This is a genomic window from Haloferax namakaokahaiae, assembly GCF_042663225.1.
In the GTDB taxonomy this organism is placed as follows: Archaea; Halobacteriota; Halobacteria; order Halobacteriales; family Haloferacaceae; genus Haloferax; species Haloferax namakaokahaiae.
Map to the genome: position 1 here is coordinate 12165 of NZ_JBHTAA010000015.1, position 22164 is coordinate 34328.

A 22164-nucleotide genomic window follows, 5' to 3' on the forward strand; every position below is an offset into this window, starting at 1 on the left:
TCAGCATACATGGTGTTCGATAGCATAGAGACTGCCTCACGAGACGACCTTCGTGCGGTCCAAGACGAGCGATTACGGGCCACGGTTCGGAACGCCTACGAGAACGTCGAGTACTACCGCGAGGTGTTCGACGAGGCCGGACTAACACCCGGCGACATCGAGTCGGTCGAAGACCTCTCGAAACTGCCCTTCACGACGAAAGAGGACTTCCGCGACAACTACCCGACCGGCATGTTCGCCGTCGATATGGACGACGTGATTCGAATCCACGCCTCGTCGGGCACGACGGGCAAGCCCAAAGTCGTCGGCTACACCCGAGACGACCTCGACGTGTGGAGCAAGGCCGTCGCGCGGTGTCTCGTCGCCGCGGGCGTCGGTCCCGACGACGTGGTGCAGAACGCCTACGGCTACGGTCTCTTCACCGGGGGTCTCGGACTCCACCAAGGCATCGAAGAAATCGGCGCGACGGTCATTCCAATCGGTGGCGGCAACACCCAGCGACAGGTCGAGATGCTCGCCGACCTCGGCAGCGACGTTATCACCTGCACGCCCTCTTATGCGCTCTATCTCGCCGAAGTCGCCGAAGACATGGGCATCGACGTACGCGACCTCCCGCTTCGGGTCATCATCTTCGGTGCCGAACCCTGCACCGAACCGATGCGCGCCGAAATCGAAGCACGCCTCGACGTGACCGGCATCGACATCTACGGTCTCTCCGAAATCGTCGGTCCCGGTGTCTCCGTCGAGTGCGAGGAAGCCCAAGACGGCCTTCACATCTGGGAGGACTACTTCTACCCCGAACTCATCGACCCCGAGACGGGCGAACTGGTCGAAGAGGGCGAGGAGGGCGAACTCGTGTTGACGACGCTCGCAAAGGACGCGCTGCCAGTCCTCCGCTACCGCACCGGCGACCTGACGACGCTCAATTACGACACCTGCGACTGCGGTCGTACAGCCGTCCGCATGGACAACGTGACCGGTCGCGCCGACGACCTCATCATCGTCCGCGGCGTCAACTTCTACCCGAGCGAAGTCGAGTCGGTCATCCTCGAATTCGACGAAGTCGCCCCGCACTACCGCATCGACCTGCGCCGCGAGAACAACCTCGACGAACTGGAGGTGACGGTCGAACTCGAAGAGGGGTTCGACGGTTCGACCGACGACCTCGAAGCGCGGATTCACGAACGCCTCGTCAACGTCCTGTCGTTCAAACCAGACGTGCTCAACCTCGTCGAGTACGGCGGCATCGGCCGCACTGAGGTCGGGAAAATAAAGCGTGTCTTCGACCACCGCGAGCAGTAATCGCGCGCCGTCTCGGTTTTCGTTTTACCTTGCTTTCTGTTCCGTTAGCGACTGGGCTTGTACACTCGCCCGCGGAACGTCGCAATCCGTTCTCCCTCTTCGTCCGAGACGACGACTTCGTACTCGGCGGTTCGACCACCCAGATGCGTCTCGGTCGCAACTGCCCGAATCGTATCGCCCACTTCGGCGGCGGCGAGATACGAGATGTTGGTTTCGAGAGCGAAGGCGGCGTCTCCGTGACTGTTCGAGGCGGCCGCGAACGCGGCGTCAGCGAGCGTGTAAACGAGACCGCCGTGTGGCGTCCCGTGGAAGTTGAGGTGGTCTTCGTCGATGACGACTCGCGTCTCGGCGGTCCCCTCGCCGACGTCCGCGAGTTCGATTCCGGTGCGACCGCAGAAGGGGTCGTTCGATGCACGCTCGCGTATCTCTGCGTGAGTGTCTCGGGATGGCATAGCAACAGCGTCATCCGCGCTCCACAAGTAGGCTCCGTATATCAGCAACAATAGGCATGTAAAATTCTTTATCCGATGAGGCTGACGGACAGGTATGGCATACAGCTACGAACCGCATCACTTCGAGGACTTCGTCGTGGGCAAAGAGTTCCAGAGCGTCGGTCGCACCGTCACCGAAGCCGACTTCATGATGCACTCGGCCCTCTCGGGGGACTGGACGGAACTGCACACCAACAAGGAGTACGCCGAAGATACGCAGTTCGGAAAGCGCATCGCCCACGGGCCGATGACGTTCGTCCAATCGACTGGCTTCGTCTATCGCTCCGGCATCGTCGAGCGCACCGCCATCGCCTTCCTCGGGATGAACTACATGGACCTGCCGAACCCCGTCTTCATCGGCGACACGCTCGAACAGACGATGGTCGTCACCGGGCAGAAAGAACTCAGTACCCGCGACGACGCGGGTCTGGTCACCCTCGAAGTCGAGATGACGAAACAGGACGGAACCGTCGTCCTCGAAGGCGACATGAAGTTCCTCATCAAGACGAAAGCCGGCGACCAATAAGGCGGCGGTCACCCCGATTCGACGGAGTCGTCTGAATCCGTCTGCGAACCTCCGATGCTCCTAACCATTAATAGTCGAGGTTGTGACGGAGAGTCATGGATATCGGAACGGGTCTGTTCACGTGCCAGCGACGCCCCGACGACGACCGGTCGATGGCCGACATCTACGACGAGATGCTCACGCTCGGTCGCGCCATCGACGAGGCGGGACTCGCCAGTGCGTGGGTCTCGGAGCACCACTTCCTCGACGATGGCTACCTCTCGGCGACGATGCCCGCACTCGGTGCGCTCGCCGCGGTCACCGAGGACATCGAAATCGGGTCGTGTATCGCTCTCGGCCCGCTCTACAACCCGATTCGACTCGCCGAGGACGCGGCCACCGTAGACCTGCTCGCCGACGGTAGACTCACACTCGGTCTCGCAATCGGTTCGAATCCCCGGGAGTTCGAGGCCTTCGGCGTCCCCCGAGACGAGCGCGTCGAGCGCCTCGCCGACATGGTGGACCTACTCCGAGAGTCGTGGAGTGATGGTGCGATTAGGCACGAATCCCCGTTTCACGAGGGAGCGACAGGTGTGAACGTCACGCCGAAACCCGCGAGCGAGATTCCAATCATGCTCGGCGGGGGCGCGAAACCCGCAGTCCGGCGTGCGGCGCGGACTGCCGACGCGTGGTGCGCGCCGTCCTCGCTCTCTGTCGTCGGCGTGAAAAAGCGCGTCGAGGACATTCGAAGCGTCCGCGAGGCCGACGGACTCGACGACGACTTCACCATCTACGTCCTCCAGCACGGGTTCGTCGGCGACTCCAAAGAAGACGCGTGGGAGACGATGCGAGACGGCTATCTCTACCTCCAGCGCCGCTACGCCGAGATATTTTCGGGTGAATCGGTGTCCGAACTCTCCGACGAGCGAGTGGCCGAACTCCGCGAGCAAGCCATCTATGGGACGCCCGAGGACGTTATCGAGGGTCTCGAACGCTACCGCGCTGCACTCGGCGACGATATCCACTTCATCTTCCGAACCTATCATCCCGGCGTCGGAACCGACGAACAACTCGCGTGTATCGAGCGACTCGGCGACGACGTGGTTCCTCACTTCGAGTGACAGCGGAACTCGTCATCCTTCTCCTTCGGCGAAACCGACTTACCAGTTCCCTGAGAGAGACTACCATGGACATCGAGGCGTTTTTCGAAGGCATGCCCTTCGCTTCTCTGCTCGGCATCGAACTGACGACAGTCGAAGACGGCCACGCCGAAGGAGAACTCGAACTGCGAGACGAACTCTCGTGGAACACGGACCGTGTGATGGCACACGGCGGGGTGACGTTTACGCTCGCTGACACCGTCGGCGGCGCGGCGCTCGTGAGTCTCGTCGGACAACCAGTTCCGACCATCGACATGCGCATCGACTATCTGAACGCGGGGCGCGGGGACCTGCGCGCCGAGGCCGACGTGGTTCGACTCGGGGGCGACGTGGGCACCGTCGATGTCGCCGTCTACACCGAGGACGGGACGCACATCGCCGAAGCTCGGGGCGTATACAAAACCGGCTAGCCGTCGAACACTGGATGACGTTACTTCGACGTGCTATCCGTCTCCCAAGTAACCAATAATGATTAATAATTGGGGTCGAATGGATAGTCTAGAATGGAATATCGCGGTCCAACGAGTTGCTACATCGACGGCGAGTGGGTAGACAGCGAGTCGGGCGAGTTCATCAAGACGCTCGACCCGGCAACCGAAGAACCGTACGCCGAAGTCGCGCGCGCCGACGAGCGCGACGTGGACGCCGCCGTCGCCGCCGCGTCCGCTGCGGCCGCCCGCGGGAGCGAGTGGCGAACCATGGACCCCGGCACGCGCCGCGCGAAACTCCACGCCATGGCCGACGCCATCGAAGAGCGCAAAGACGAGATTACGCTCGTCGAGTCCCACGACAACGGCAAGACGCCGTTCGAGGCGGGCATGGAAGTCCAGATGGTCATCGACACCTTCCGGTACTTCGCCGGGTGGACGGACAAACTCACCGGCGACTACAATCCCGTCCCCGGCGAGCGCGTGAACTTCACGACGCGCGAACCCCTCGGCGTCACGGGTCACATCGTCCCGTGGAACTACCCGTTCCAACTCGCCGGCCGAAGCATCGCACCCGCCCTCGCCTGTGGGAACACCACCGTCGTCAAGCCCTCCAGTCAAACCCCGCTCTCGGCGCTCTACTACGGCATCGCCGCCGAAGAAGCGGGCCTCCCAGACGGCGTCCTCAACGTCGTTCCCGGCAGTGGGTCGGAGGCCGGCTCTGCACTCGCTTCGCACCCCGACGTGGAACACGTCACCTTCACCGGAAGCACGGACGTCGGCACCCACGTCATGACCGACGCCGCCGCCAACGTGACGGGCGTGACCCTCGAACTCGGCGGCAAAGGTCCACACGTCGTCTTCCCAGATGCCGACCTCGACGCGGCCGCTCGCGGCGTTCACTACGGTATCTTCATGAACGCCGGCCAGATGTGCTGGGCCGGTTCTCGCCTGCTCGTCCACGAGGACGTGGCCGACGAGTTGGTCGAGAAAATCGTCGCGGGCGCGGAGTCCACACCACTCGGTTCGGGCATCGATGACGACGCCCGCATGGGACCGGTCGTGAGCGCCGACCACCGCGACGACGTACTGGAGTACATCGACATCGGCGTCGAGGAGGGCGCGACAGTCGCCTGCGGCGGCGGCATCCCCGACGACAAAGAGTCGGGCTACTTCGTCGAACCGACCGTCCTCACCGACGTGACGAACGACATGACCGTCGCCTGCGAGGAGATATTCGGTCCCGTCCTCTCTGTCATCGAGTTCGGCGAGGACGACGACCCGGTCGAACTCGCCAACGACTCGCCGTACGGACTGCTCGCCGGCATCTGGACGACCAACCTCTCGCGCGCTCACCGAGTCGCAGCGGGTCTCGACTACGGCATGGTCAGCGTGAACGAGTATCCGGTGACGTTCCCGCAGACGCCCTTCGGCGGCACGAAACAGAGCGGTCACGGCCGCGAACAGGGTCTCGAAGCCGTCCGCGAGTTCACGCAGGCGAAGAACGTCAACATCAACATCCGCTGACGCAGGCGCTCCTCAGACTCGGCGTAAACGGGGAAAATGGACCTCGAACCCCGTTACTCGAACCGCTGGAAGGGTTCGAGACACTCGTTGCAGAAGTGCATCGAGCGGCACAGCCCCGGACCTTTGGGGTGTTCGCGGACGGTGTCGGTCGAACCACAGTAGGGGCACTCGGCCCCCGTGGTGTCGCCCGTCGTCTCGGTGCTGGGGTCGAATCGACGCATCATACGCTCAACCCGAATTCGCGGAGCGCTTTGCGGCCGTTCTCGGTGACCATGTTGACGGTCCACTCCGGGGTGAAGCGGAGTCGAACCGAAGCGTCGTCCACGCCGGCCGAGAGGATTGCACACTGCACGTCGTTCGTGATGTAGTTGCGTGCGGGGCACCCGGTGTAGGTGAGCGTCATCTCGACGATACCGAGGGTTTCCGGTTCGCCGTCATCGCCCTCGACTTCCACGACGCGAACGTCGTAGATGAGACCGAGGTCAACGATGCTCACCGGCATCTCGGGGTCCTCGATTTCGTAGAGGGCCTCCCAAATCTTGGCTTCGGTGCCCGTTGCACCCTCGCCGGTCTTCGGGAACTCCTCGGGGACGTCGCCCTCGACGTAGTCGGTGTAGCCGCAGGCCGTTCCGGTGGATTCCTCGGTGCTCATGCCTTACGCTCCCTCCCGATTCTCGCCGGTTCGGGCTTGTCGATTTCGTTGTACGTCCGGCGGAAGTCCTCGGCGAGTTCGAACCAGTGGTCTGTGTGGGTTCCGTCGCGGCCGCGAGCGGTCGGGCGCTCGACTTCCTCGGGGTCCGGCACGTCGAGTCCGAGCGATTCGAGGTACGGAATCACGGTGTCGAGCCACTCGACTCTGAGGTCGGAGGTCGAAACCGTCTGGAAACCGGACTCCATCAGTTCGCCCTCGTACTCGGGTTCGGCAAAGAGCGAGAGCGCGTGGGGGAACAGGCGTTCGACCGCCGCTTGGACGCGTCCTCGACTCTCACCGTCGCCTTCGCAGAGACGGTCCAGCCAGTTCTGTGCGTTTTCGAGGTGGTAGCGCTCCTCGCTGAGTGCTTTGCCGACGCGGTCGGCGAGCGGCGCGTAACTCGTCTCGGTCAGCGATTCGAGACGAAGACGCTCGGCCGCGTCGTAGAGGTAGCTTCGGACGATGACGTCCGCCCAGTCGCCCTCCTCGAAGGGGAGTTCGACCAGCGTGCTGTGTCGGAACTCGTCGGCGGGGCGCTCCCAGAGCACCTCACTCTCCGAGTAGCCGAGTTCCTGCAGCAGGTCGTACCAGAGGCGGGCGTGGCCGAACTCGTCCTGTGCGATGTTCGCCAGCGCGAGGTCGGATTCGAGCGTCGGCGCGTAGATTTGCCACTCGATGAGGCGTTCGCCCTGTACGTACTCGTCGTCGGCGAGGCGGAACAGGAGTTCTTCGAGCGCGGCTTGCTGGGTGTCGGTGAGGTCTTCCGGTTGAATCTTGGCGACCATCTTAGCTGTCGGCCTCCAGTTCGTGCTCTGCCTGCTCGCGCTCGCTGTCGGCGACTTCGGGGGCCGCAGCCTCGATGTCGGTGTAGGACGTGGCCCAGCGGTAGGTCTTGTCCGTCGAACCGCCGAAGTTCGCCTCGTCGGCGCTGATTTCGCCGATTTCGTCCTGCGGGACGACCCACAGGCTGTGGGTCCGCATCCGCCGGCCGTGTTGGATGGCCGCGAACTGGAGTGCCATCTCGCGGTCCGGTGCGTGGACGTTCCCACAGTGCTTGTGGTAGTCGCCCGGTTTGTCCTGTCTGAACACTTCCCAAATCATGGTTAGTCAGCCGCCTGTGGCGCGGTGTTCGAGGTATGTTCCCAGCCAGCCATGGATTCGCGGACCCACTCGACCGCCTCTTGAGCGCGGGCGCGCGAGCCAATCTGCTCGTGGCTGCCGTCCGAGGCGTTCTTGGCGATCGTCCAGAACTCGTCCCAGTCGAGGTCGTCTTCGTTGACGTGGTAGGTTTGCAGGTCCTCGTCGTACTCGATGCGCGGGTACTCGGGGACCACGAGACCGTACTTCTCGGCTTTCGGGACGTAGGTTTCGAGGAACGTATCGCGGAGTTCGTCGTTCGACTTCTTCTTCAGGCCAACCTGCTGGGCGAAGTCGTTGTGGACGGACTTGTCGTTGGTCGGGCCGAAGAACTGGATGATGCGCGGCCACCACTTCTCGAAGGCTTCCTGCGTCTTCTCTTGGGTCGCCTTCGAGCCGTTCATCAGCTCGGAGAGGATGGACTCACCGTGCTTGACGTGGAAGCCCTCCTCGAAACAGACTTTGTCCATCGCGTGCGCGTAGGGTTGCCACGAGGTGTTCTTGAGCGTCACCTGTCGGTGCATCGCCGCACCGTCCACGAAGAACGCAATCATCGGTACCTCGTGCCACGACTCCATCGGGTAGTGGAAGCAGTTGAGGAACTTCCCCTCACCCGCGGCGAGTTCGTCGAGCATCTCTTCGCGGGTCTTGACGCCGAGCGACTCGGCCGCGCGGTAGAGCAACTGTGCGTGGCCGATTTCGTCCTGCACCTTCGCGGAGAACGCGAGTTTGCGGTCGATACTGGGCGCTTGGCGGATGAACGGCTTTTCGAGATAGCCACCCATCACTTCGCTGTTCGCGTGGAACTGAATCATCCGCGTCGCCGCCTTGCGGTACTCCTCCGGCATATCGTCCTTCGGGGAGAAGCGCCGCGGTGCGGCGAGTTCTTTGACGGTTTCGAGGTCCATTTTTCTACTATAATCTATCATGGATAACCACTTACCAATTAGCCAGTCCATGGACTGCATTTTTATACTATGTCTGCGAACTATCCGGTTAGGGAGAGCCTACCACCACGAATCACGATGATAGACGAATGCTTAGTCGCGGAGTTCCGCATCGAGGGTGACGAGTGTCCGCTCGCACGAGCGACTGCACAGGTCGATGTCGTAATCGACGCGAGTGCACCGCAGTTACGTGACGACGGGAACGTCCTCTTGCACTTTTCTGCGCCACCGAACGACGAACTGGCCGAAGTTCTCGACAGCGACCCGAACATCAGATACCTCCACGTCACCCGTGGGGAGAACGCGTGGACCTATCGCTGTCTCTCGAAACACCCCTGTGTCGTCCATAGACTGGTCAACGTCGGCTTCCTCGTCGAGTCGATGCGCTACCACGACGGCGGGGCGACGATGAGCGGTGCCGTCGTCGGCTACGACGTGCTCCGCGGCGTGATGGAAACTGCAGGCCAGACCGTCGGAATTCAACTCCAGCGCGTCTATCCGCTCCGCTCCGAAGACGACGAACACCAGAGTCGGGCGTGGGGACTCACGTCACCACAGGCCGAGAGCCTCCGAGTCGCTCACGAGATGGGCTACTTCGAGATTCCGAAGGCGGTCACCGCCGCCGAAGTCGCCGACGAACTCGGTATCAGCAAGACGGCGTTTCTCGAACGGCTCCGTCGCGCGCAGTCGTCGCTCTGTTCGTCGGTGTTCGGGCAGGGTATTTAGCCACCTTCTGTGTAGACACCGCTATGCGAGTCGAAGATGAGAACGGCATCCGGCGCGTGACGTTCGACCGACCCGAGGTGAAAAACGCGTTCAACGCCGACGTTGCCCGCGAACTCTCCGAAGCCCTCGAAGCACTGAACCCCGACGACTTCGACGTGGCCATCGTCTCCGGCGACGGTGACGCCTTCAGCGCGGGCGGCGACATCCAGGCGATGGCAGAGCGCGACGAGACCGCCCGCGAGGCCTACGAACGCGTCAGAGGAACGCTCGGCCGTGTCGCCGAAGCCATCCTCACCGCACCCGTACCAGTCATCGCGCGTGTGAACGGCGATGCCGTCGGCGCTGGGATGTCGCTCGTCGCCGCCTGCGACTTCGCCTACGCCGTGCCAGAGGCTCGATTCGCCGCCTCCTTCATCAACGTGGGACTGGTCCCCGACGCCGGTGGGACCGTCACACTCCCTCGGCTCGTCGGTCTGCGTGCGGCCAAGGAACTCGCCTTCACTGGGAAACTCGTCTCGGCCGAGCACGCGGCCGAACTCGACATCGTGAACGAGGTGGTCTCTCCTGAGGAGTTAGATTCGACGGTCGAAGAGCTGGTCGAGACGCTCGCCTCGCGTCCGACAGAGTCGCTCGCGCTCGCCAAAGAAGCGATTCACGACAACCTCGGTCGGTCGTGGCGCGACGGACTCGAACGTGAGGCGCACGCCCAGACGCTCGCCTACGACACCGACGCTCACGAGGAAGGCGTCTCGGCGTTCTTGGAGGGGCGACGGCCGGATTTCTCGTGAATCGGAATCGAGCTTAGAGTCCGAGGAAGTTCTCCGCGTTCTCCCACAGCACCTTTCGTTGAACCGCCTCCGGCGCGTCGAAGTACTCGTCGAACGACTCGAACCAGCGCTCCGGTCGAATCATCGGGTAGTCGGTGCCGAACATCACCTTGTCCTGTAGCACCGTCTTCGCGTAGTGGAGCACCTGCGGGTCGATGTACTTCGGAAGCCACCCCGAGAAGTCCATGTAGACGTTGCCCTTCTGCTGGCAGATGGCGAGTTGCTCTTTCTCCCACGGGAACGCCGGGTGTGCGATGAGAATCTGGAGGTCCGGGTGGTCGGCCGCGAGGTCGTCGATAAGCATCGGATTTCCGTACTTGAGTTTCAGGCCGCGACCACCCGGTGCACCGGCCCCGAGTGTCGAACTGCCACCGTGGAAGATGACGGGGACGCCGAGGTCCTCGATGGTGTCGAACAATTCGGCGTGCGCGCCGTCGCTCGGGTCGAACCCCTGTGCGATTTGCTGGAACTTGAACCCCGAGAGGTCGAGGTCTTCGACACACCGGACAGCTTCGTCGGCACAGTCGTCTTTCAGGGGGTCCACGCTCCCGAATCCGATGAAGAAATCCGGATGCTCGTCGCGTACGTCGGCGACGTAGTCGTTCGGAACCGGCGGGTTACCGGTGTTCGTCTCGGCGTCCCACCCGAGGAGAATCGCCCGGCCGATGTCGTACTCGTGGTACTCCGCTATCATCGCCTCGTAGTCCCACGTCTCCATCTCGGCACCGAACTTCCGGGCCGCATCCTGCATCATCTCGCCGCCGGCGTCGTAGAGGAACTCCGCCGTCGGTTGGTGGGCGTGCGTGTCGATGATGCGCGGTTCGGAGAGCGATTCTCGTACAGACATAGCGGAAGTACCACCCGAACGAGCAAAAGATACGGGGAGAGAGTAGCGGGTAAGCGGTCAGATGGAGGCAAAGCCGGGCGAAGACGGCCGAAGACGAGCTATTCGACGTATCCGAGGTTGGCCAATCGGTCGGTGACGACGTCCGAAGAGATGCCTTCATCGACATCGACCGGGCTTCCCGAGGTAATCGTTCGGCGCTGGCCGTTGTCGAAGACCAACCACGGGACCGTGACGAGTTCCTTCGTGTAGATCCCCGGCGGGTGGCCCCACTCTCGAATCGGGACGGGGAACGAGCGCTCGCCGATCATATTTCCGTGGTCGGACGTGACGACGGTTCGTCCCGGAAGCGACTGCATCAGTTCTTCGACCACGGGGAGTGCGAGAAGCAAGTTGTCGCGGTAGGCTTCCCAGACGACCTCGGGGTCAACCGTACGCTTTCGCGTCATCAGTTCGGCCCAGATGTCGAGTTTCTTGTCTTTGGACTCGAACGGCGACCGGGCGTTGAGTTCGGGACTCCCGATAAACGGGTAGTGTGGCTGCATAAAGTGGACAATAATCCGTTTTTCGGGGTACGCTTCACTCGCTCGCAGTGCGTATTCGGCCATCGTCTCAGGGAGGACCGTCCCGTGGGTTTGGTCCCATCCCTCTTCGGACCACACGTGAATCACGTCGTGGAACGTCGCGCGGAGTCGGTCGCGCTCGGCGTACAACTGCGGACTTGCGCTGACGTACACCGTATCCTGGAGGTCTCGGTCGGTGAAGTTCCCGCGGAGGAACTCGACCGTGTGCGAACCACGCGACTGCCGTGATTCGAGTCGGCCGGGAAGCGTGCTGTGTTCGGCAAAGAGGTCGTATCGGCAGGCATCGAGAATGAGAAGGTTGTCCCAATCTTCGGCGACGACGTCGATACCCTCCTGATTGAACTCGCGTTGGTTGAGACGGCTGTAGTAGAGTCGGTTAAATTCACGGCCGAAGAATGCGGGGTTCGTGCGCCCGAGACTGACCCCTTTCCGTATCTGCGAGAATGTGTACATCTGGTGTACTGATGAGTACAGAAACCGCATTGTAACTCGGCTCTTAACACGTCAGCAGCGGACACGTGTAGGCAAAGGATACATTGTTGAACCACCTACTAACAGGATGAGAAAGCAGATGTGGCGCTCCATAATTATATCCGCCCACTGCCAAGGTTAGGTGGTCTACATAATGGATCGACGGGCGTATCTTGGATTAGTCGGTGTTGCCGCGGCGTCGTTAGCTGGCTGTCTCACGCGAGAGGAGCCAGATATCCCGGAGACTCCGACCGATGACGAACCGACTCCAGAACGGACACCGGAGCCGACCCCCGAGCAGACGCCGGAATACCCTGAAGGAGTCAACGTCGTCGAAGACTTAGGCTGCGACCCGACTGGTCGTGAGCCGTGTGCCGCTCGTATCCGGCAGGCACTCGAAGACGACATCGTCCTCAGATTCCCGTCCGGGACCTACCGCTTCGAGCACCGTCTGCGCATCTCACAGTTCAGTAGCGTCGTCATGCTCGGCGAGGGGCCGGTGCAACTGCTCCCGCCGGAGGGCTACAACAACTTCCTCATCGACGTCTCCGAAGTGGGTAACTTCGTCTTCAGCGGCATCGATATCGATATCACCGCACCGGAGACGACCGCTGGCGTCCGCATCCTCACCCGCGATAGCTTCCTCGTCGATGACGTCGAATACATTGGCCGCGGTAATCACCCCAACCAGGACGTCGTTCACGCGATGTTGCTCGGCTTGACGACCGCAGAAGGCCGCGGCGTGATTCGCAACTTCAGAGCGAAGAAAGGGTCCGCAATCGGCCACTACAAGAACGGCGACGGCCGTGGTGGCATCTCTATCGGCCCGTGGAACAGCGGTGACATCCGCATCGAAAACTGCCACCTCGAAGAGTTCGGCAACAACGGTATCTACGCGAGTCGAACCACCGGCAACATCGAAGTTATCGGTGGCACCTTCCGCAACAACAACGTCGCAGGAATCAGAATCGCGGGCGAAGGAAGCTACGTCGAGGGCGCGACCGTCGAGGTCGATCTCGATAGCTACACCGGACCGCTGACCCAACTCGACTCGCAGTTCAACACTCGCGGTATCGTCATCGAGCAGGGACCGACCCAGAAGCCCGCGGGTGCGGAGATTCGCAACTGTACCATCGTCATCGAGAAGACGCCGCAGTCGAAAGGCGGTATCTACGTCTTCCCGACCGGACGGACGGTGACGGTACGGGATTCGACGATTCGCATCAACGCCGACAACGTTCCCGGCGTCTTCCGGAGTCCGCTCGAACGCCAAGGTCAGTACCGACCCCCGGACGGTCCGTCGTGGGTCAGGCTCGAAAACGTCCTCATCACCGGCACCGCGAGGGGCGCGTCGGGAATCATCTTAGCCGACGCCCCCGAGTCGGTGATTCGAAACTGCACTATCGACCAATCCGGCGAACAGCGCGACGGGGTGTACCTCTCGAATTCGAATTCGACCGTCGTCGATGGTGGCTCGGTGACGACGACGCGCTATCCCTACATCATCGAGTTCGACGGCGACAGCAACACAGACCCGTGTCTGCTCCAGTTCGACGCCGTTCCGGAGATACGACAATCGTCGGCGCGGTTCGACCCCGGTCAGTCCGACAGTACGGTCCTCATCGACGGACGAGAGTACCGCGCTAACGGCGGCGGCGTGTTCTCCACGTCCGGATGCATGACGACGGACAACCTCTCCTCGCCCACCGGCGACAACACGCTCGCCATCACCGGAACGCAGAACGGCCAACTCAAATGGCTCCGGTTCGTCCCGGAGTAACCGGCCGAAACGGCATTTTCTCGCGGCTTTCAATAGTCGGTTAGTGTGTCACCACCTGACGAGGGGAACCGCCACCGTTCAAATCTATCGAGCTTCGAGGACAGTTCAATGACACCGTTAGCGCGCCTGTCCTGCGGTCATTGAGCGTATAACAATACCCTTATCCGTTAAATCACGAGGCGTATGACGTTGAACACAGCAGTCGTCGGTGCCGGTGTCGTCTCCAGTACGCACCTCTCAGCACTGGAACGAAACCCACGGACGAACCTCGTCGCCATTTGTGATATCGACGAGGGGCGAGCGAACGACGTTGCGGCCCAGTACGGCATCAAACCGTACACGGACCTCGACGAGATGCTCGAAACCGAAGACCTCGACTGGGTACACATCTGTACCGGAGTCCAGACCCACGTCGCACTCGCCAAGAAAGCAATCGACAAGGGCGTCCCCGTGATGATTGAGAAACCAATCACCACGACGCTCGAAGAGTACCTCGAACTCGAATCCTACGCGAAAGACGCAGGCGTACAGTTCTCCGAAGTCCACCAACACGTCTTCGACCCCGCGATGCGGACGGTCGAAAAACGCCTCAAGCGCGGTGACCTCGGGAAGATTCGCAGCGTCGAAGTCATCTTCACCGGACTCACCCCGCCGGACCTCGAACAACGCGGCCGCTGGGCCATGGAACTCGACGGCGGCGAGTTCGAAGAAGGGCTTCCACACCCCCTCTACATCGCCCTCCACACCGGCGGCTACCCAGAAGACGAAGACGCCATCTCCGCGCTCACCAGCCTCACGAAGGAGTACGAGCAGGGATTCACGTACGACAACGCCTCCGTCCAGTATCGGACCGAAGACGGCTGTGTCGTCAGCGTGAAGATGATCTCCGGCGCGATTCCACAGCGCCTCGTCATCGTCCACGGCGAAGAGCAGTCGCTCATGGCCGACCTGGTCTCACAGACGGTCATGAACGTCGCCCGCGACCCGACGAGCACGTCGCTCTCGAAGGCCCGCTACAACTTCGAACGCTCGGCCAACCTCATCGGCGGCGTCGTCGGCAACGCCGGCACGATGCTCAAGACCAAGTACGACGACGGGTGGGATAACGTCAAACAGATGAACCCCCACTACTACCAAATCGACCTCGAATCGCGTGCCATCGACACCGACGGCCCGATGCCGATTCCAGTCGAGGAGTCGAAGTGGACGATGGTCCTCCTCGAAGCGGTCCGCGAGGCGGCTCGGAACTCCTAAGCCGGCGAGCACGCACCTCTGGTGGGGTGTCCTCGCCGTTTGTCGCTCTGTACCCTTTTGCTACTCTTCCCACTGTTCGATTTTGTCGTCTAACGACTCGTGCGTGTCGTCCGGCGGCTCGGCGAACCACTGTGCTTCCACGATATCTTCGTCGTCGATGAACAGGTGGCCCGACTCGTACGCCGCGTCGAACTCGACGGTGAGCACGTGGAACCGACTGCTTTCGTCGGCTTCGTTGACGACGACCTTCTGCCGCGCGGCGTACACGTCAGTCAGTGAGCACTCGACGCCCGTCTCCTCACGAACTTTGCGGCGAGCGGTCTCTGCGAGCGTCTCTCCGGGTTCGTGACTCCCGCCGGGCGTCCCCCAACGGTCGGGGTCGTCTTCGTGACGAATCAAGAGTACTCTGTCGTCGTCGTCGGTAACCCACGCGCCCGCATCGCCTATCCACCCTTCTTCGGCACGTTCGTGTCCGTGTTCGAAGTATTCTGGGTCGTTGGTGACCGCTTCCGCTTCGAGTTCGAACGCGTCGAATCGCTCTTCGAGGAGTCGTACCTGTCGGGTAATCGTCTCCCGTGTTCGCTCCTCGATATTTATGTGGTACGTTCTGTCACCGACGGTTAAAGTGATACCGCATAGCACACGATGAGCGGACGCAAAACACTTGATTAGTCACGCTTCGAGAGTCAGATATGGAAAAAGTAGCACTCACTGAGGCGTTCGCCACGTTCGACGAACAGTGGTCGCCCCGTGTCGCCGGCGAACTCAACGGGCAAGCGGTCAAACTCGCAAAGGTCGAAGGCGAGTTCGTCTGGCACCAGCACGACGACGCCGACGAGCTATTCTTCGTCCACGACGGCGCGTTGACCATCGAACTCCGCGACGAACCGGACGTGCACCTCGACGCGGGCGAGTTCGTGGTCGTCCCGCGAGGCGTCGAACACCGACCGGTCGCCGACGAGGAAGCACAGATTCTCCTCTTCGAACCGAGCGGAACGAAGAACACCGGGAACGTCGAGTCAGAACTCACGCAGACGGAAGAAAAGCGACTGGAATAGCCTCTTATCGGAGCATCGAGACGACGCGCCGGAAGTTCATCAGGCCGCTCGCCGAGACGAGCACCGACCACGTGACGAGTCCGATGACCACGGCGGCACCGAGCGTGACGAGACCGGAGATGAAGGGCTGGAACGCGATGACGGGCACCGCCATCCCGAAGGTGACGAGACAGACGATGGCCGTGGTTCGGGCGAGTCGCCAGAGCGACAGGTCGAACTCGGCGTAGATGAGGTACACCTCGAAGCCAACGAGGAAGACGTAGGTGATGACCGTCGCCACCGCGGCACCGACGACGCCGAAGACGGGGATGAGCGCGAGGTTGAGCCCGAAGTTGGCGACGGCAGTCGCGCCCTTCGCGTACGCGCGAGAGGTGGCTCGACCGATGAAGTCGAGACTGTCGTTGGTGATTTTGTCGATAGCCCGCAGGAGCGCGTAGAGACTGAACACCTGTACGATGGGGACCGCGCCGAGGTACTGCTCGCCGAAAACGAGACGGACGGTGGGTTCGGCGAGGATGGCCATCCCGACTGCGGCCGGAACGTAGAGCGTTACGACGTACTCGAAGGTGGTCTCGTAGAGCTTCGACGCGCGCTCGATTTTGTTCTCGGCCTTTTGCTCGCCGAAGGTCGGCGAGATGGAAAAGCCGATGGTCGTCGCGGGCGCGATGACGAAGTCCGTAATCTGCTTGCCGAGCATGTAGAAGCCGACGGCGACGGGGTTGAGGAAGAACCCAACGAGAATCGCATCGACGCGTGAGTCGAGCATGACCGCGCCGCGGGTCACCGTCAGCGGAGCGCTGTAGCGGAGAATCCGATTCGAGAGTCCCGGTTCGGCCGATTCGTGTTCGTCGTATCGGCGATAGAACTGCGTGTAGAGGATTCCGAGACCGACGACCGCCGCGAGTCCGTAGCCGACGGTGTAGCCGACGACGGCACCGACCGGCCCGAACCCGAGGAGCAAGAGCGCGACGATGAAGACGATGAACCCGACGTTCGCAACGATATCGGTCTTCGCGCTCAAATCGACGCTGTTCAATCCCTGGAACGCGAGCGAGACGAACGTGTTGAGCGAACTGAACGCGATGTAGCCGACACCCGCGACGAGCAGTGGGGCGACGCGCTCGTCGCCCATGAACTCGGCGACGGGACCGCTGAGCGCCACCACGGCCGTCACCACGACGAGAATCGTCGCAAGGTTGTACTTCAGCGTGGACCAGAGGATGTGCGGAATCTGTGCGGTGTCGGTCTTGCGGTACTCCGCGAGGTATCTCGCTGCGGACTTCGCCAACCCGAGGTTCGCAAACAGGAGTGCGACCGAGAGGATGGAAATCGCGAGGAAGAGAAGCCCGTACTCGTCGGGCGTCAGAAAGTACCGTGTGAGCAGAATGAGCAGCAACCCTTTCGAGAGCAGTGAGATGCCCTGGGCTGCGAACATTGCCTTGATGCCCCGAATAATTTTGCTTGTCACCATGACTTGTTGCGTCCGTGTGCGGGCTTCCCACCTTGCAGTGAATTGGAAGCCAACCGGCATAAACGAACGGCGGGCTTCGACGACGTCGCGTCTACACTGCTGTGGGCAAGCTCTGTCGCGCGTAACTCACCGAGTGTGGGCGTCGTTGGGGCTTTGTTATAGGTGACTTACTGGATTTCAGGACGGTGCAACCGCTCGGCAGGAAGTCGATTGGCGAAAAATCGCGTCGTAACCCACACCGGGGCGTGATACGCGTCGAAAGAAGGACAGCAGCGAACCGCGAGTTCCGCGCTCGCTGGCTTAGTTGGATTCGACCTTCATCTCGTCGAGGTAGATACGTGCCGGCCCGTCGAGGCTGAAGGCGGTGAGGTTACCCGTGAAGCGGTACTCGTCGAGACCCTCGCGGGTCTGCCCCTTCGCGGTGCTGCCACTGACCGTGTCGTTGTCGGCCTCGGTGAGCAGTGCGAGGTCGCCGCTGACACTGAACTCGTAGGTCGCAAGGTCTTCGGTTCCCATCCCGTCGATGGTGAGCTTGGTCGCCGTCTCGACCGTCGAGTCCGTCGAGGAGTCCGTGCTCGAATCCGTGGTGGAGTCCGTCGAGTCCGAACTGCCAAGCGTCGAGGGATCGACTTCCTCGCCATCGACGGTGACCTTCGCGGGCCCGTCGATGGTGAAGTCCGTCACCTCGCCGGTGTAGTCGAAGCTGTCGAGACCGCCACCCACCGCGCCGATGACGGTGGTGCCTTCGACGGTGTCCTCGCCCGGGTCGTCCGTCTGCGAGACAGAGCCGCTGACGCTGAACTCGTAGTTCGTGAGTTCCGAGCGCCCCTCGCCGTCGATGACGAGTTCGTGCGTCGTCGCGGTCGAATCGGAGTCCGAACTTCCGACCGACGATGGGTCGATTTCCTCGCCGTTGACGAGGACCGTGTAGTTGTCGGCATCGACGTTCGCGCTGAACGCCGTGAGTTCGCCGTCGAACTCGAAGTCGTCGGCGTACCCGTTGCCGGCCTTGCCGGTGACCGTCGTCGTGCCGTTACTCGATTCGAGCGTGTCGGAACTCTCCGCGCCCGAGCCTTTGGAGACAGTCCCATCGACGGTGAACTCGTACTCGACGAGCGGGCCGCCCTCGGCCGTCTCGATGGTGAGGGTGTCCGGCGAGTCGGTCGAATCAGTCGAAGAGTCCGTGCTCGAGTCGGTCGAACCAGAGTCGGTACTCGAATCGGTCGAACCCGAATCGGTGGACGAATCCGTGCTCGAATCCGTCGAACCGGAGTCCGTACTCGAATCAGTGGACGAGTCGGTCGAACCCGAATCGGTGGACGAATCCGAGGAACCGCCGAGGTCTTCGGGGGTGACTTCCTCGCCGTCGAGGGTCAGCAGTGCGGACCCGTCGATGGAGAACGACGTGATTTCGCCCGTGAATTCGAAGCTGTCGATACCGGCGCGAACCGCGCCCGAGACGGTGCTGCCCTCGACGGTGTCCTCGCCGGGGGAGTCCGTCTGCGAGACGGTGCCGCTTACACTGAATTCGTAGTTAATCAGTTCTGTACCACCTTCACCATTTACGACTAGTTCATGTGTTTTTTTTTCCGTAGCGTCGGTCGTGGTGGAGTCCGAATCGGAATCCGTCGAATCGGAGTCCGAGTCGGAGCCGCTGGACAGGTCGCCGTCGCCCGGGAGCGGACAGCTACCGGACGTTTCGATTGCCTGCGTCTGGACGTTCGTATCGACCTCGCGGACTGCCCGGCCATCGACGTTGATGGTCGATTCGCCGACGTAACAGTCGCCGGCGTTGACGACGGTGACACCGTCGCGGCCGTTGGCCGTCTGCTGGATACAGGTGTTCTCGATGGTCGAACCGGGGCGGTTGATGATTTTGATGCTCTCGCGGTCCGCCGCGCTACCCGTGATAGAGGAGTTCTTGACCGTCAGGTCCCACGGCTTGGGTGCCTTCGGGTAGTTCGACGCCTTGTCCTCCGGTCCGTAGGCCGTGATTGCGCGGGTGTTGTCGCGGTCGATGACGAAGTAACAGTTATCGACTTCGAAGAAGCCACCCGTCTCGTCGAGGTCGATCGCTTCGAGCGAGTTCGGCGAGTCGCGGACGATGAACGTACAGTTGCGGGCGTGGCCGCCGTTCTTCGTTCCGCTGAACTTGCTCTGCTTGGTCTCGACCCACAGCCCACGCATCTTACGAGGCGTGCCGGGGTTGTCCCGAGCCTTGCTCATGTCGATTTCGATGAGGGCGTCCTCGACGTACGAGTTGGGACCCATGAGTCGAACCTGCGCGACGTCGTTGTTGCGGTAGATACCACCCTCTACTTGGATAGCACCCTTACAGCGCGTCGCGTAGATACCGTTGTTCGCCATCTCTTCGAGGTGGCAGTCGATGATGCGGAGCGTCCCCTCGTGGGAGGGACCTGCTTGAATCCCACCGGAACTGTTGCGGTACGCCCCGAGGACGCCACCGTCTGCCGCCTTGAAGTTCTTGATGATGGACGTTCCGTCCGCGTCGTAAACGTCGGCGAGGATGTGCTGGTCGAGGCGGTCGTCGGCATTGGGTGCACGTCCGACGATTTCGACGTTGCGAATCTGGCCGTTGTCCCGGCAGAGGATTTTCATGTTTGCGAACGCGCCGCGTGCGGTCTGGTCGATGGTGAAGCCTTCGAACAAGACGTTGCGGCCGCCGCGGTTGAAGAACACCGTCACGTGGTTGCCCGAGGGAATCTCGAACGTCGCACCCTCTTCGGAGTACAACCCGACGTTGTTCATCGAACCCGTCGAGATGGTGCTCGAAATCCGGTACGTTCCCTTGGGGAACTTGATGAGCGTCCCACTCGAGAGGCGGTTCTCGATGGCGTTCGAACAGTCGCGGTTACCCGAGGTGTCACAGAAGTCTGCGGCGTTCAGGACGCGGTCGAAGGAGATGCCACGGACGGTCGTGGCGGCCGAAGCGCTCTCTGCTGCTGCACCTGCAGCAGCCATACTACCGAGGGCGACGCCGGCCATTCGCAGATACGATCTGCGGCCCATGCTTGTTTCATCGCTCGAAATCTTATCGAGGAGCTGATTGCGGTCGTTGCGGTCAGAGTCCTTCTGCATGGTCGGCCCCTTGAACCTTGCATAAATAACGAATATGGCCACATTTGAAGCAAAATGTGGTTAAATTGCTGTAGTTAGTTGAGAATAGTGGTCAAATGTGCACCATAAGCTTGCAAATAAGTATCGATAAATGAGCGAAGTGTTTACCAACTGTTCTCAGCGAGCCCCGAAACGTATGCTACCTGTTACCAACATCCGTCTCGTGTCACCAGAAGACGAACAAATATTCAACAAAAACGGCGAGGAATTGGAAAAACGAACACCTCTAGCGAACTGAGACGGTATCGGGGGCGCTCTTCCCGAATTGTGGCGATTAAGGAGAGTGTAAACCGGAAAATAGCCTCGAACAGCTAATCGACGAGGTAGCCGAGGTCGGCGAGCTGGGCTCGCATCGCCTTGGTGAACCGACCCTGTTGCTGCTGTTCGCTCACCGGGACGCCGTCGGTTTCGAACCACGTCTGGAGTTGGTCGTCTAACTCGGTTCGAACCTCAGGGTACTCGTCAGAGACGTCGTGTGTCTCGTCGGGGAGGGCGAACAGTTCGGCCCCGTCGTCACTGTACTCGTATTTGAACTCCGACGTTCGGAGCGCCGTGAGCGTCGATTTCGGGAATCTCGACGCGTCGAACGCCGGGTTGAGTTCGACGAGCTTGTCGAGGTTCTGTTTGCAGCGGTCTGCACCGCGCTGGATGATGGCAAATTCGCGGCTGTCGGACTGCATATCCACGCCTTGCATCCCTTCGGTCGGGGCACCGACGGCAGCGAGCAACGTCGTCATCACGTCGGCGTGTTGGACGAGTTCACCGTCGTAGTCCAGTACGCCGTCGAGTCCGTGGACGATGAGCGGGACGTGACAGACCGCATCGTCGGTGACGATTTGGTGAGCCAGCAAGCCGCTCTCGCCGAACAGTTCGCCGTGGTCGGCGGTGATGACGAAGATGGTGTTGTCGAGGTCGAGCGACTGGACGGTGTCGAACAGTTCGCCGACGAGTTCGTCTGCGTGAGCGATTTCGCCGTCGTAGAGCGCCGAGATTGCCTTCCACTCCTCGTCGGAGAAGGGGCTGTTCGCCGCCATGTGCTCGAACAGGCGGTCGTGGTGGTCTAACCCGATCTCCTGAATACGCTCGGTGGGGAGCCCGGTGGCATCGGCGAACGTGTCGAGGTGGCGCTTCGGCGGGTAGTACGGGTGGTGCGGCCCGCCGTAGTGGAGATAGAGAAACATCGGGTCTTCTTTCGTCTGGCGGTCTTTGAGCCACCGCTTCGCCAGTTCGTTCATCATGTAGTCGGTGCTGTGCTTGCGCGTATCGAGGCTCAGCCCGCCGCCGTGCTTGTTGATGTTGCGGAGGTAGGAGAGAATCGTTCCGACACCGACCGATTCGCGGAGGGTGGACTTGCTCAGCCAGACGAACTCGTCGAAGCCCCGGTCGAGACCGGTCGCAGAACTCAGGTGGGAGTTCGGCGAGATGCAGGCCGTATCGTAGCCGGCTTGCTGCAATCGCTCTGCGACGGTTGGCAGTTCGTCGGGAATCGCCTCGCCGGTCATTCCCGCGCCGTGGTGCGAGGGGTACGTTCCCGTGAGGATGGACGCCGAAGAAGCGAGCGTCCAGATACCGTGAGAGAAACATTCGGCGAAGTACCGACCGTCGGCGCTGTCTGCGATTCGTTGGAGGTTCGGGGTGGTGTTTTTGTCGTACCCACCCATCGTCGTGTGGTCTGCTCTCGTGCTTTCGAGTGTAATCCAGACGATATTTGGCCGCTCAGTCATAGCTCTGGGCGGTGCTTCGTCTGTGAATCGGATAGTTATAAGTCGCATATCCGAGTGACAGCGTCTCACTGCCCGAAATTCACGCGGAACGAAAACCCA

The 22164-nt window shown here is 61.5% G+C and carries 22 protein-coding genes; 10 read left to right on the plus strand and 12 right to left on the minus strand.

The features are described from left to right. Positions 1 to 9 precede the first annotated feature (9 nt). Complete coding sequence (gene paaK, locus ACFQJC_RS17655; protein WP_390225945.1) at positions 10 to 1302, plus strand: phenylacetate--CoA ligase PaaK; 1293 nt, start codon at positions 10 to 12, stop codon at positions 1300 to 1302. 44 nt (positions 1303 to 1346) lie between these two features. Here paaK and ACFQJC_RS17660 read toward each other — a convergent pair whose 3' ends face one another. After that, positions 1347 to 1754, minus strand: a complete 408-nt coding sequence (locus tag ACFQJC_RS17660; protein WP_390225947.1) for a PaaI family thioesterase — start codon at positions 1752 to 1754, stop codon at positions 1347 to 1349. A 94-nt stretch (positions 1755 to 1848) separates the two neighbouring features. Between ACFQJC_RS17660 and ACFQJC_RS17665 the strand changes: the two genes are divergently transcribed. The 4 genes from ACFQJC_RS17665 to ACFQJC_RS17680 all read left to right on the plus strand — a co-directional run bounded on the left by ACFQJC_RS17665 (position 1849) and on the right by ACFQJC_RS17680 (position 5413). Further along, positions 1849 to 2319: a MaoC/PaaZ C-terminal domain-containing protein gene (locus ACFQJC_RS17665; RefSeq protein ID WP_390225949.1), complete on the plus strand. Its 471-nt coding sequence runs from the start codon at positions 1849 to 1851 to the stop codon at positions 2317 to 2319. 95 nt (positions 2320 to 2414) lie between these two features. Continuing rightward, a complete protein-coding gene (locus ACFQJC_RS17670; protein WP_390225951.1) occupies positions 2415 to 3419 on the plus strand; it encodes an LLM class flavin-dependent oxidoreductase in 1005 nt (334 codons plus the stop codon). 65 nt (positions 3420 to 3484) lie between these two features. Next, on the plus strand, positions 3485 to 3868 hold the full coding sequence (locus ACFQJC_RS17675) for a PaaI family thioesterase (RefSeq protein WP_390225953.1): 384 nt from the start codon (positions 3485 to 3487) through the stop codon (positions 3866 to 3868). Between the two features lie 93 nt (positions 3869 to 3961). Further along, entirely contained in the window at positions 3962 to 5413 is a 1452-nt protein-coding gene (locus ACFQJC_RS17680) for an aldehyde dehydrogenase family protein (protein ID WP_390225956.1), read from the plus strand. A 53-nt stretch (positions 5414 to 5466) separates the two neighbouring features. On the opposite strand, the gene paaE is transcribed toward ACFQJC_RS17680, so the two are convergent. The 5 genes from paaE to paaA are packed head-to-tail and all read right to left on the minus strand — an operon-like array spanning position 5467 to position 8149. Continuing rightward, positions 5467 to 5634 carry a 1,2-phenylacetyl-CoA epoxidase subunit PaaE gene (gene paaE / locus ACFQJC_RS17685; RefSeq protein ID WP_390226157.1) on the minus strand — a complete coding sequence of 56 codons (168 nt, stop codon included), beginning with the start codon at positions 5632 to 5634 and terminating at the stop codon, positions 5467 to 5469. Further along, positions 5634 to 6065 (minus strand): 1,2-phenylacetyl-CoA epoxidase subunit PaaD, encoded by a 432-nt coding sequence (gene paaD, locus ACFQJC_RS17690; RefSeq protein ID WP_390225958.1) that lies wholly within the window; start codon positions 6063 to 6065, stop codon positions 5634 to 5636. Before paaD ends, paaE begins: the two co-directional genes overlap by 1 nt. Next, entirely contained in the window at positions 6062 to 6889 is an 828-nt protein-coding gene (gene paaC, locus ACFQJC_RS17695) for a 1,2-phenylacetyl-CoA epoxidase subunit PaaC (protein WP_390225960.1), read from the minus strand. The genes paaD and paaC overlap by 4 nt, the downstream gene beginning before the upstream one ends. 1 nt (position 6890) lies before the next feature. Continuing rightward, positions 6891 to 7205, minus strand: coding sequence for a 1,2-phenylacetyl-CoA epoxidase subunit PaaB (gene paaB / locus ACFQJC_RS17700; protein WP_390225962.1), 315 nt, complete (start codon positions 7203 to 7205; stop codon positions 6891 to 6893). Positions 7206 to 7207: 2 nt separating this feature from the next. Next, positions 7208 to 8149, minus strand: a complete 942-nt coding sequence (paaA, locus tag ACFQJC_RS17705) for a 1,2-phenylacetyl-CoA epoxidase subunit PaaA (RefSeq protein ID WP_390225965.1) — start codon at positions 8147 to 8149, stop codon at positions 7208 to 7210. Between the two features lie 117 nt (positions 8150 to 8266). Here paaA and ACFQJC_RS17710 point away from each other — a divergent pair, with 117 nt between their 5' ends. Further along, positions 8267 to 8914, plus strand: coding sequence for a helix-turn-helix domain-containing protein (locus ACFQJC_RS17710; RefSeq protein ID WP_390225967.1), 648 nt, complete (start codon positions 8267 to 8269; stop codon positions 8912 to 8914). Positions 8915 to 8937: 23 nt separating this feature from the next. Beyond that, complete coding sequence (locus tag ACFQJC_RS17715; RefSeq protein ID WP_390225969.1) at positions 8938 to 9702, plus strand: enoyl-CoA hydratase/isomerase family protein; 765 nt, start codon at positions 8938 to 8940, stop codon at positions 9700 to 9702. A gap of 13 nt (positions 9703 to 9715) precedes the next feature. Here ACFQJC_RS17715 and ACFQJC_RS17720 read toward each other — a convergent pair whose 3' ends face one another. Continuing rightward, the gene (locus tag ACFQJC_RS17720) at positions 9716 to 10588 is read right to left on the minus strand and encodes an amidohydrolase family protein (RefSeq protein ID WP_390225971.1); all 873 of its coding nucleotides are present in this window, start codon (positions 10586 to 10588) and stop codon (positions 9716 to 9718) included. A 98-nt stretch (positions 10589 to 10686) separates the two neighbouring features. Then, positions 10687 to 11622 (minus strand): hypothetical protein, encoded by a 936-nt coding sequence (locus tag ACFQJC_RS17725; RefSeq protein ID WP_390225973.1) that lies wholly within the window; start codon positions 11620 to 11622, stop codon positions 10687 to 10689. Positions 11623 to 11794: 172 nt separating this feature from the next. On the opposite strand from ACFQJC_RS17725, the gene ACFQJC_RS17730 reads away from it, so the two are divergent. Both ACFQJC_RS17730 and ACFQJC_RS17735 read left to right on the plus strand, forming a co-directional pair. Beyond that, a complete protein-coding gene (locus ACFQJC_RS17730) occupies positions 11795 to 13420 on the plus strand; it encodes a right-handed parallel beta-helix repeat-containing protein (protein ID WP_390225975.1) in 1626 nt (541 codons plus the stop codon). 183 nt (positions 13421 to 13603) lie between these two features. Further along, positions 13604 to 14674, plus strand: coding sequence for a Gfo/Idh/MocA family protein (locus ACFQJC_RS17735; RefSeq protein WP_390225977.1), 1071 nt, complete (start codon positions 13604 to 13606; stop codon positions 14672 to 14674). A 60-nt stretch (positions 14675 to 14734) separates the two neighbouring features. On the opposite strand, the gene ACFQJC_RS17740 is transcribed toward ACFQJC_RS17735, so the two are convergent. Next, on the minus strand, positions 14735 to 15316 hold the full coding sequence (locus ACFQJC_RS17740; RefSeq protein WP_390225979.1) for an NUDIX hydrolase: 582 nt from the start codon (positions 15314 to 15316) through the stop codon (positions 14735 to 14737). A gap of 50 nt (positions 15317 to 15366) precedes the next feature. Here ACFQJC_RS17740 and ACFQJC_RS17745 point away from each other — a divergent pair, with 50 nt between their 5' ends. Then, positions 15367 to 15732 (plus strand): cupin domain-containing protein, encoded by a 366-nt coding sequence (locus ACFQJC_RS17745; protein ID WP_390225981.1) that lies wholly within the window; start codon positions 15367 to 15369, stop codon positions 15730 to 15732. A gap of 4 nt (positions 15733 to 15736) precedes the next feature. On the opposite strand, the gene ACFQJC_RS17750 is transcribed toward ACFQJC_RS17745, so the two are convergent. From ACFQJC_RS17750 to ACFQJC_RS17760, 3 genes are all read right to left on the minus strand, one after another. Beyond that, positions 15737 to 17203, minus strand: a complete 1467-nt coding sequence (locus tag ACFQJC_RS17750) for a flippase (protein WP_390225982.1) — start codon at positions 17201 to 17203, stop codon at positions 15737 to 15739. Positions 17204 to 17503: 300 nt separating this feature from the next. Further along, positions 17504 to 20302 (minus strand): hypothetical protein, encoded by a 2799-nt coding sequence (locus ACFQJC_RS17755; RefSeq protein ID WP_390225984.1) that lies wholly within the window; start codon positions 20300 to 20302, stop codon positions 17504 to 17506. Positions 20303 to 20652: 350 nt separating this feature from the next. Continuing rightward, positions 20653 to 22065, minus strand: a complete 1413-nt coding sequence (locus ACFQJC_RS17760) for a sulfatase (RefSeq protein WP_390225986.1) — start codon at positions 22063 to 22065, stop codon at positions 20653 to 20655. Positions 22066 to 22164 lie beyond the last annotated feature (99 nt).

Coding starts and splice junctions, on each gene's coding strand:
- paaA (WP_390225965.1), bottom strand. CDS start 8,149: ATGGACCTCGAAACCGTCAAAGAACTCGCCGCACCGCGGCGCTTCTCC.
- ACFQJC_RS17725 (WP_390225973.1), bottom strand. CDS start 11,622: ATGTACACATTCTCGCAGATACGGAAAGGGGTCAGTCTCGGGCGCACG.
- paaC (WP_390225960.1), bottom strand. CDS start 6,889: ATGGTCGCCAAGATTCAACCGGAAGACCTCACCGACACCCAGCAAGCC.
- ACFQJC_RS17715 (WP_390225969.1), top strand. CDS start 8,938: ATGCGAGTCGAAGATGAGAACGGCATCCGGCGCGTGACGTTCGACCGA.
- ACFQJC_RS17670 (WP_390225951.1), top strand. CDS start 2,415: ATGGATATCGGAACGGGTCTGTTCACGTGCCAGCGACGCCCCGACGAC.
- ACFQJC_RS17720 (WP_390225971.1), bottom strand. CDS start 10,588: ATGTCTGTACGAGAATCGCTCTCCGAACCGCGCATCATCGACACGCAC.
- ACFQJC_RS17710 (WP_390225967.1), top strand. CDS start 8,267: ATGATAGACGAATGCTTAGTCGCGGAGTTCCGCATCGAGGGTGACGAG.
- ACFQJC_RS17745 (WP_390225981.1), top strand. CDS start 15,367: ATGGAAAAAGTAGCACTCACTGAGGCGTTCGCCACGTTCGACGAACAG.
- ACFQJC_RS17735 (WP_390225977.1), top strand. CDS start 13,604: ATGACGTTGAACACAGCAGTCGTCGGTGCCGGTGTCGTCTCCAGTACG.
- paaB (WP_390225962.1), bottom strand. CDS start 7,205: ATGATTTGGGAAGTGTTCAGACAGGACAAACCGGGCGACTACCACAAG.
- ACFQJC_RS17665 (WP_390225949.1), top strand. CDS start 1,849: ATGGCATACAGCTACGAACCGCATCACTTCGAGGACTTCGTCGTGGGC.
- ACFQJC_RS17730 (WP_390225975.1), top strand. CDS start 11,795: ATGGATCGACGGGCGTATCTTGGATTAGTCGGTGTTGCCGCGGCGTCG.
- ACFQJC_RS17750 (WP_390225982.1), bottom strand. CDS start 17,203: ATGGTGACAAGCAAAATTATTCGGGGCATCAAGGCAATGTTCGCAGCC.
- ACFQJC_RS17675 (WP_390225953.1), top strand. CDS start 3,485: ATGGACATCGAGGCGTTTTTCGAAGGCATGCCCTTCGCTTCTCTGCTC.
- paaE (WP_390226157.1), bottom strand. CDS start 5,634: ATGCGTCGATTCGACCCCAGCACCGAGACGACGGGCGACACCACGGGG.
- ACFQJC_RS17760 (WP_390225986.1), bottom strand. CDS start 22,065: ATGACTGAGCGGCCAAATATCGTCTGGATTACACTCGAAAGCACGAGA.
- ACFQJC_RS17755 (WP_390225984.1), bottom strand. CDS start 20,302: ATGCAGAAGGACTCTGACCGCAACGACCGCAATCAGCTCCTCGATAAG.
- ACFQJC_RS17680 (WP_390225956.1), top strand. CDS start 3,962: ATGGAATATCGCGGTCCAACGAGTTGCTACATCGACGGCGAGTGGGTA.
- paaD (WP_390225958.1), bottom strand. CDS start 6,065: ATGAGCACCGAGGAATCCACCGGAACGGCCTGCGGCTACACCGACTAC.
- paaK (WP_390225945.1), top strand. CDS start 10: ATGGTGTTCGATAGCATAGAGACTGCCTCACGAGACGACCTTCGTGCG.
- ACFQJC_RS17660 (WP_390225947.1), bottom strand. CDS start 1,754: ATGCCATCCCGAGACACTCACGCAGAGATACGCGAGCGTGCATCGAAC.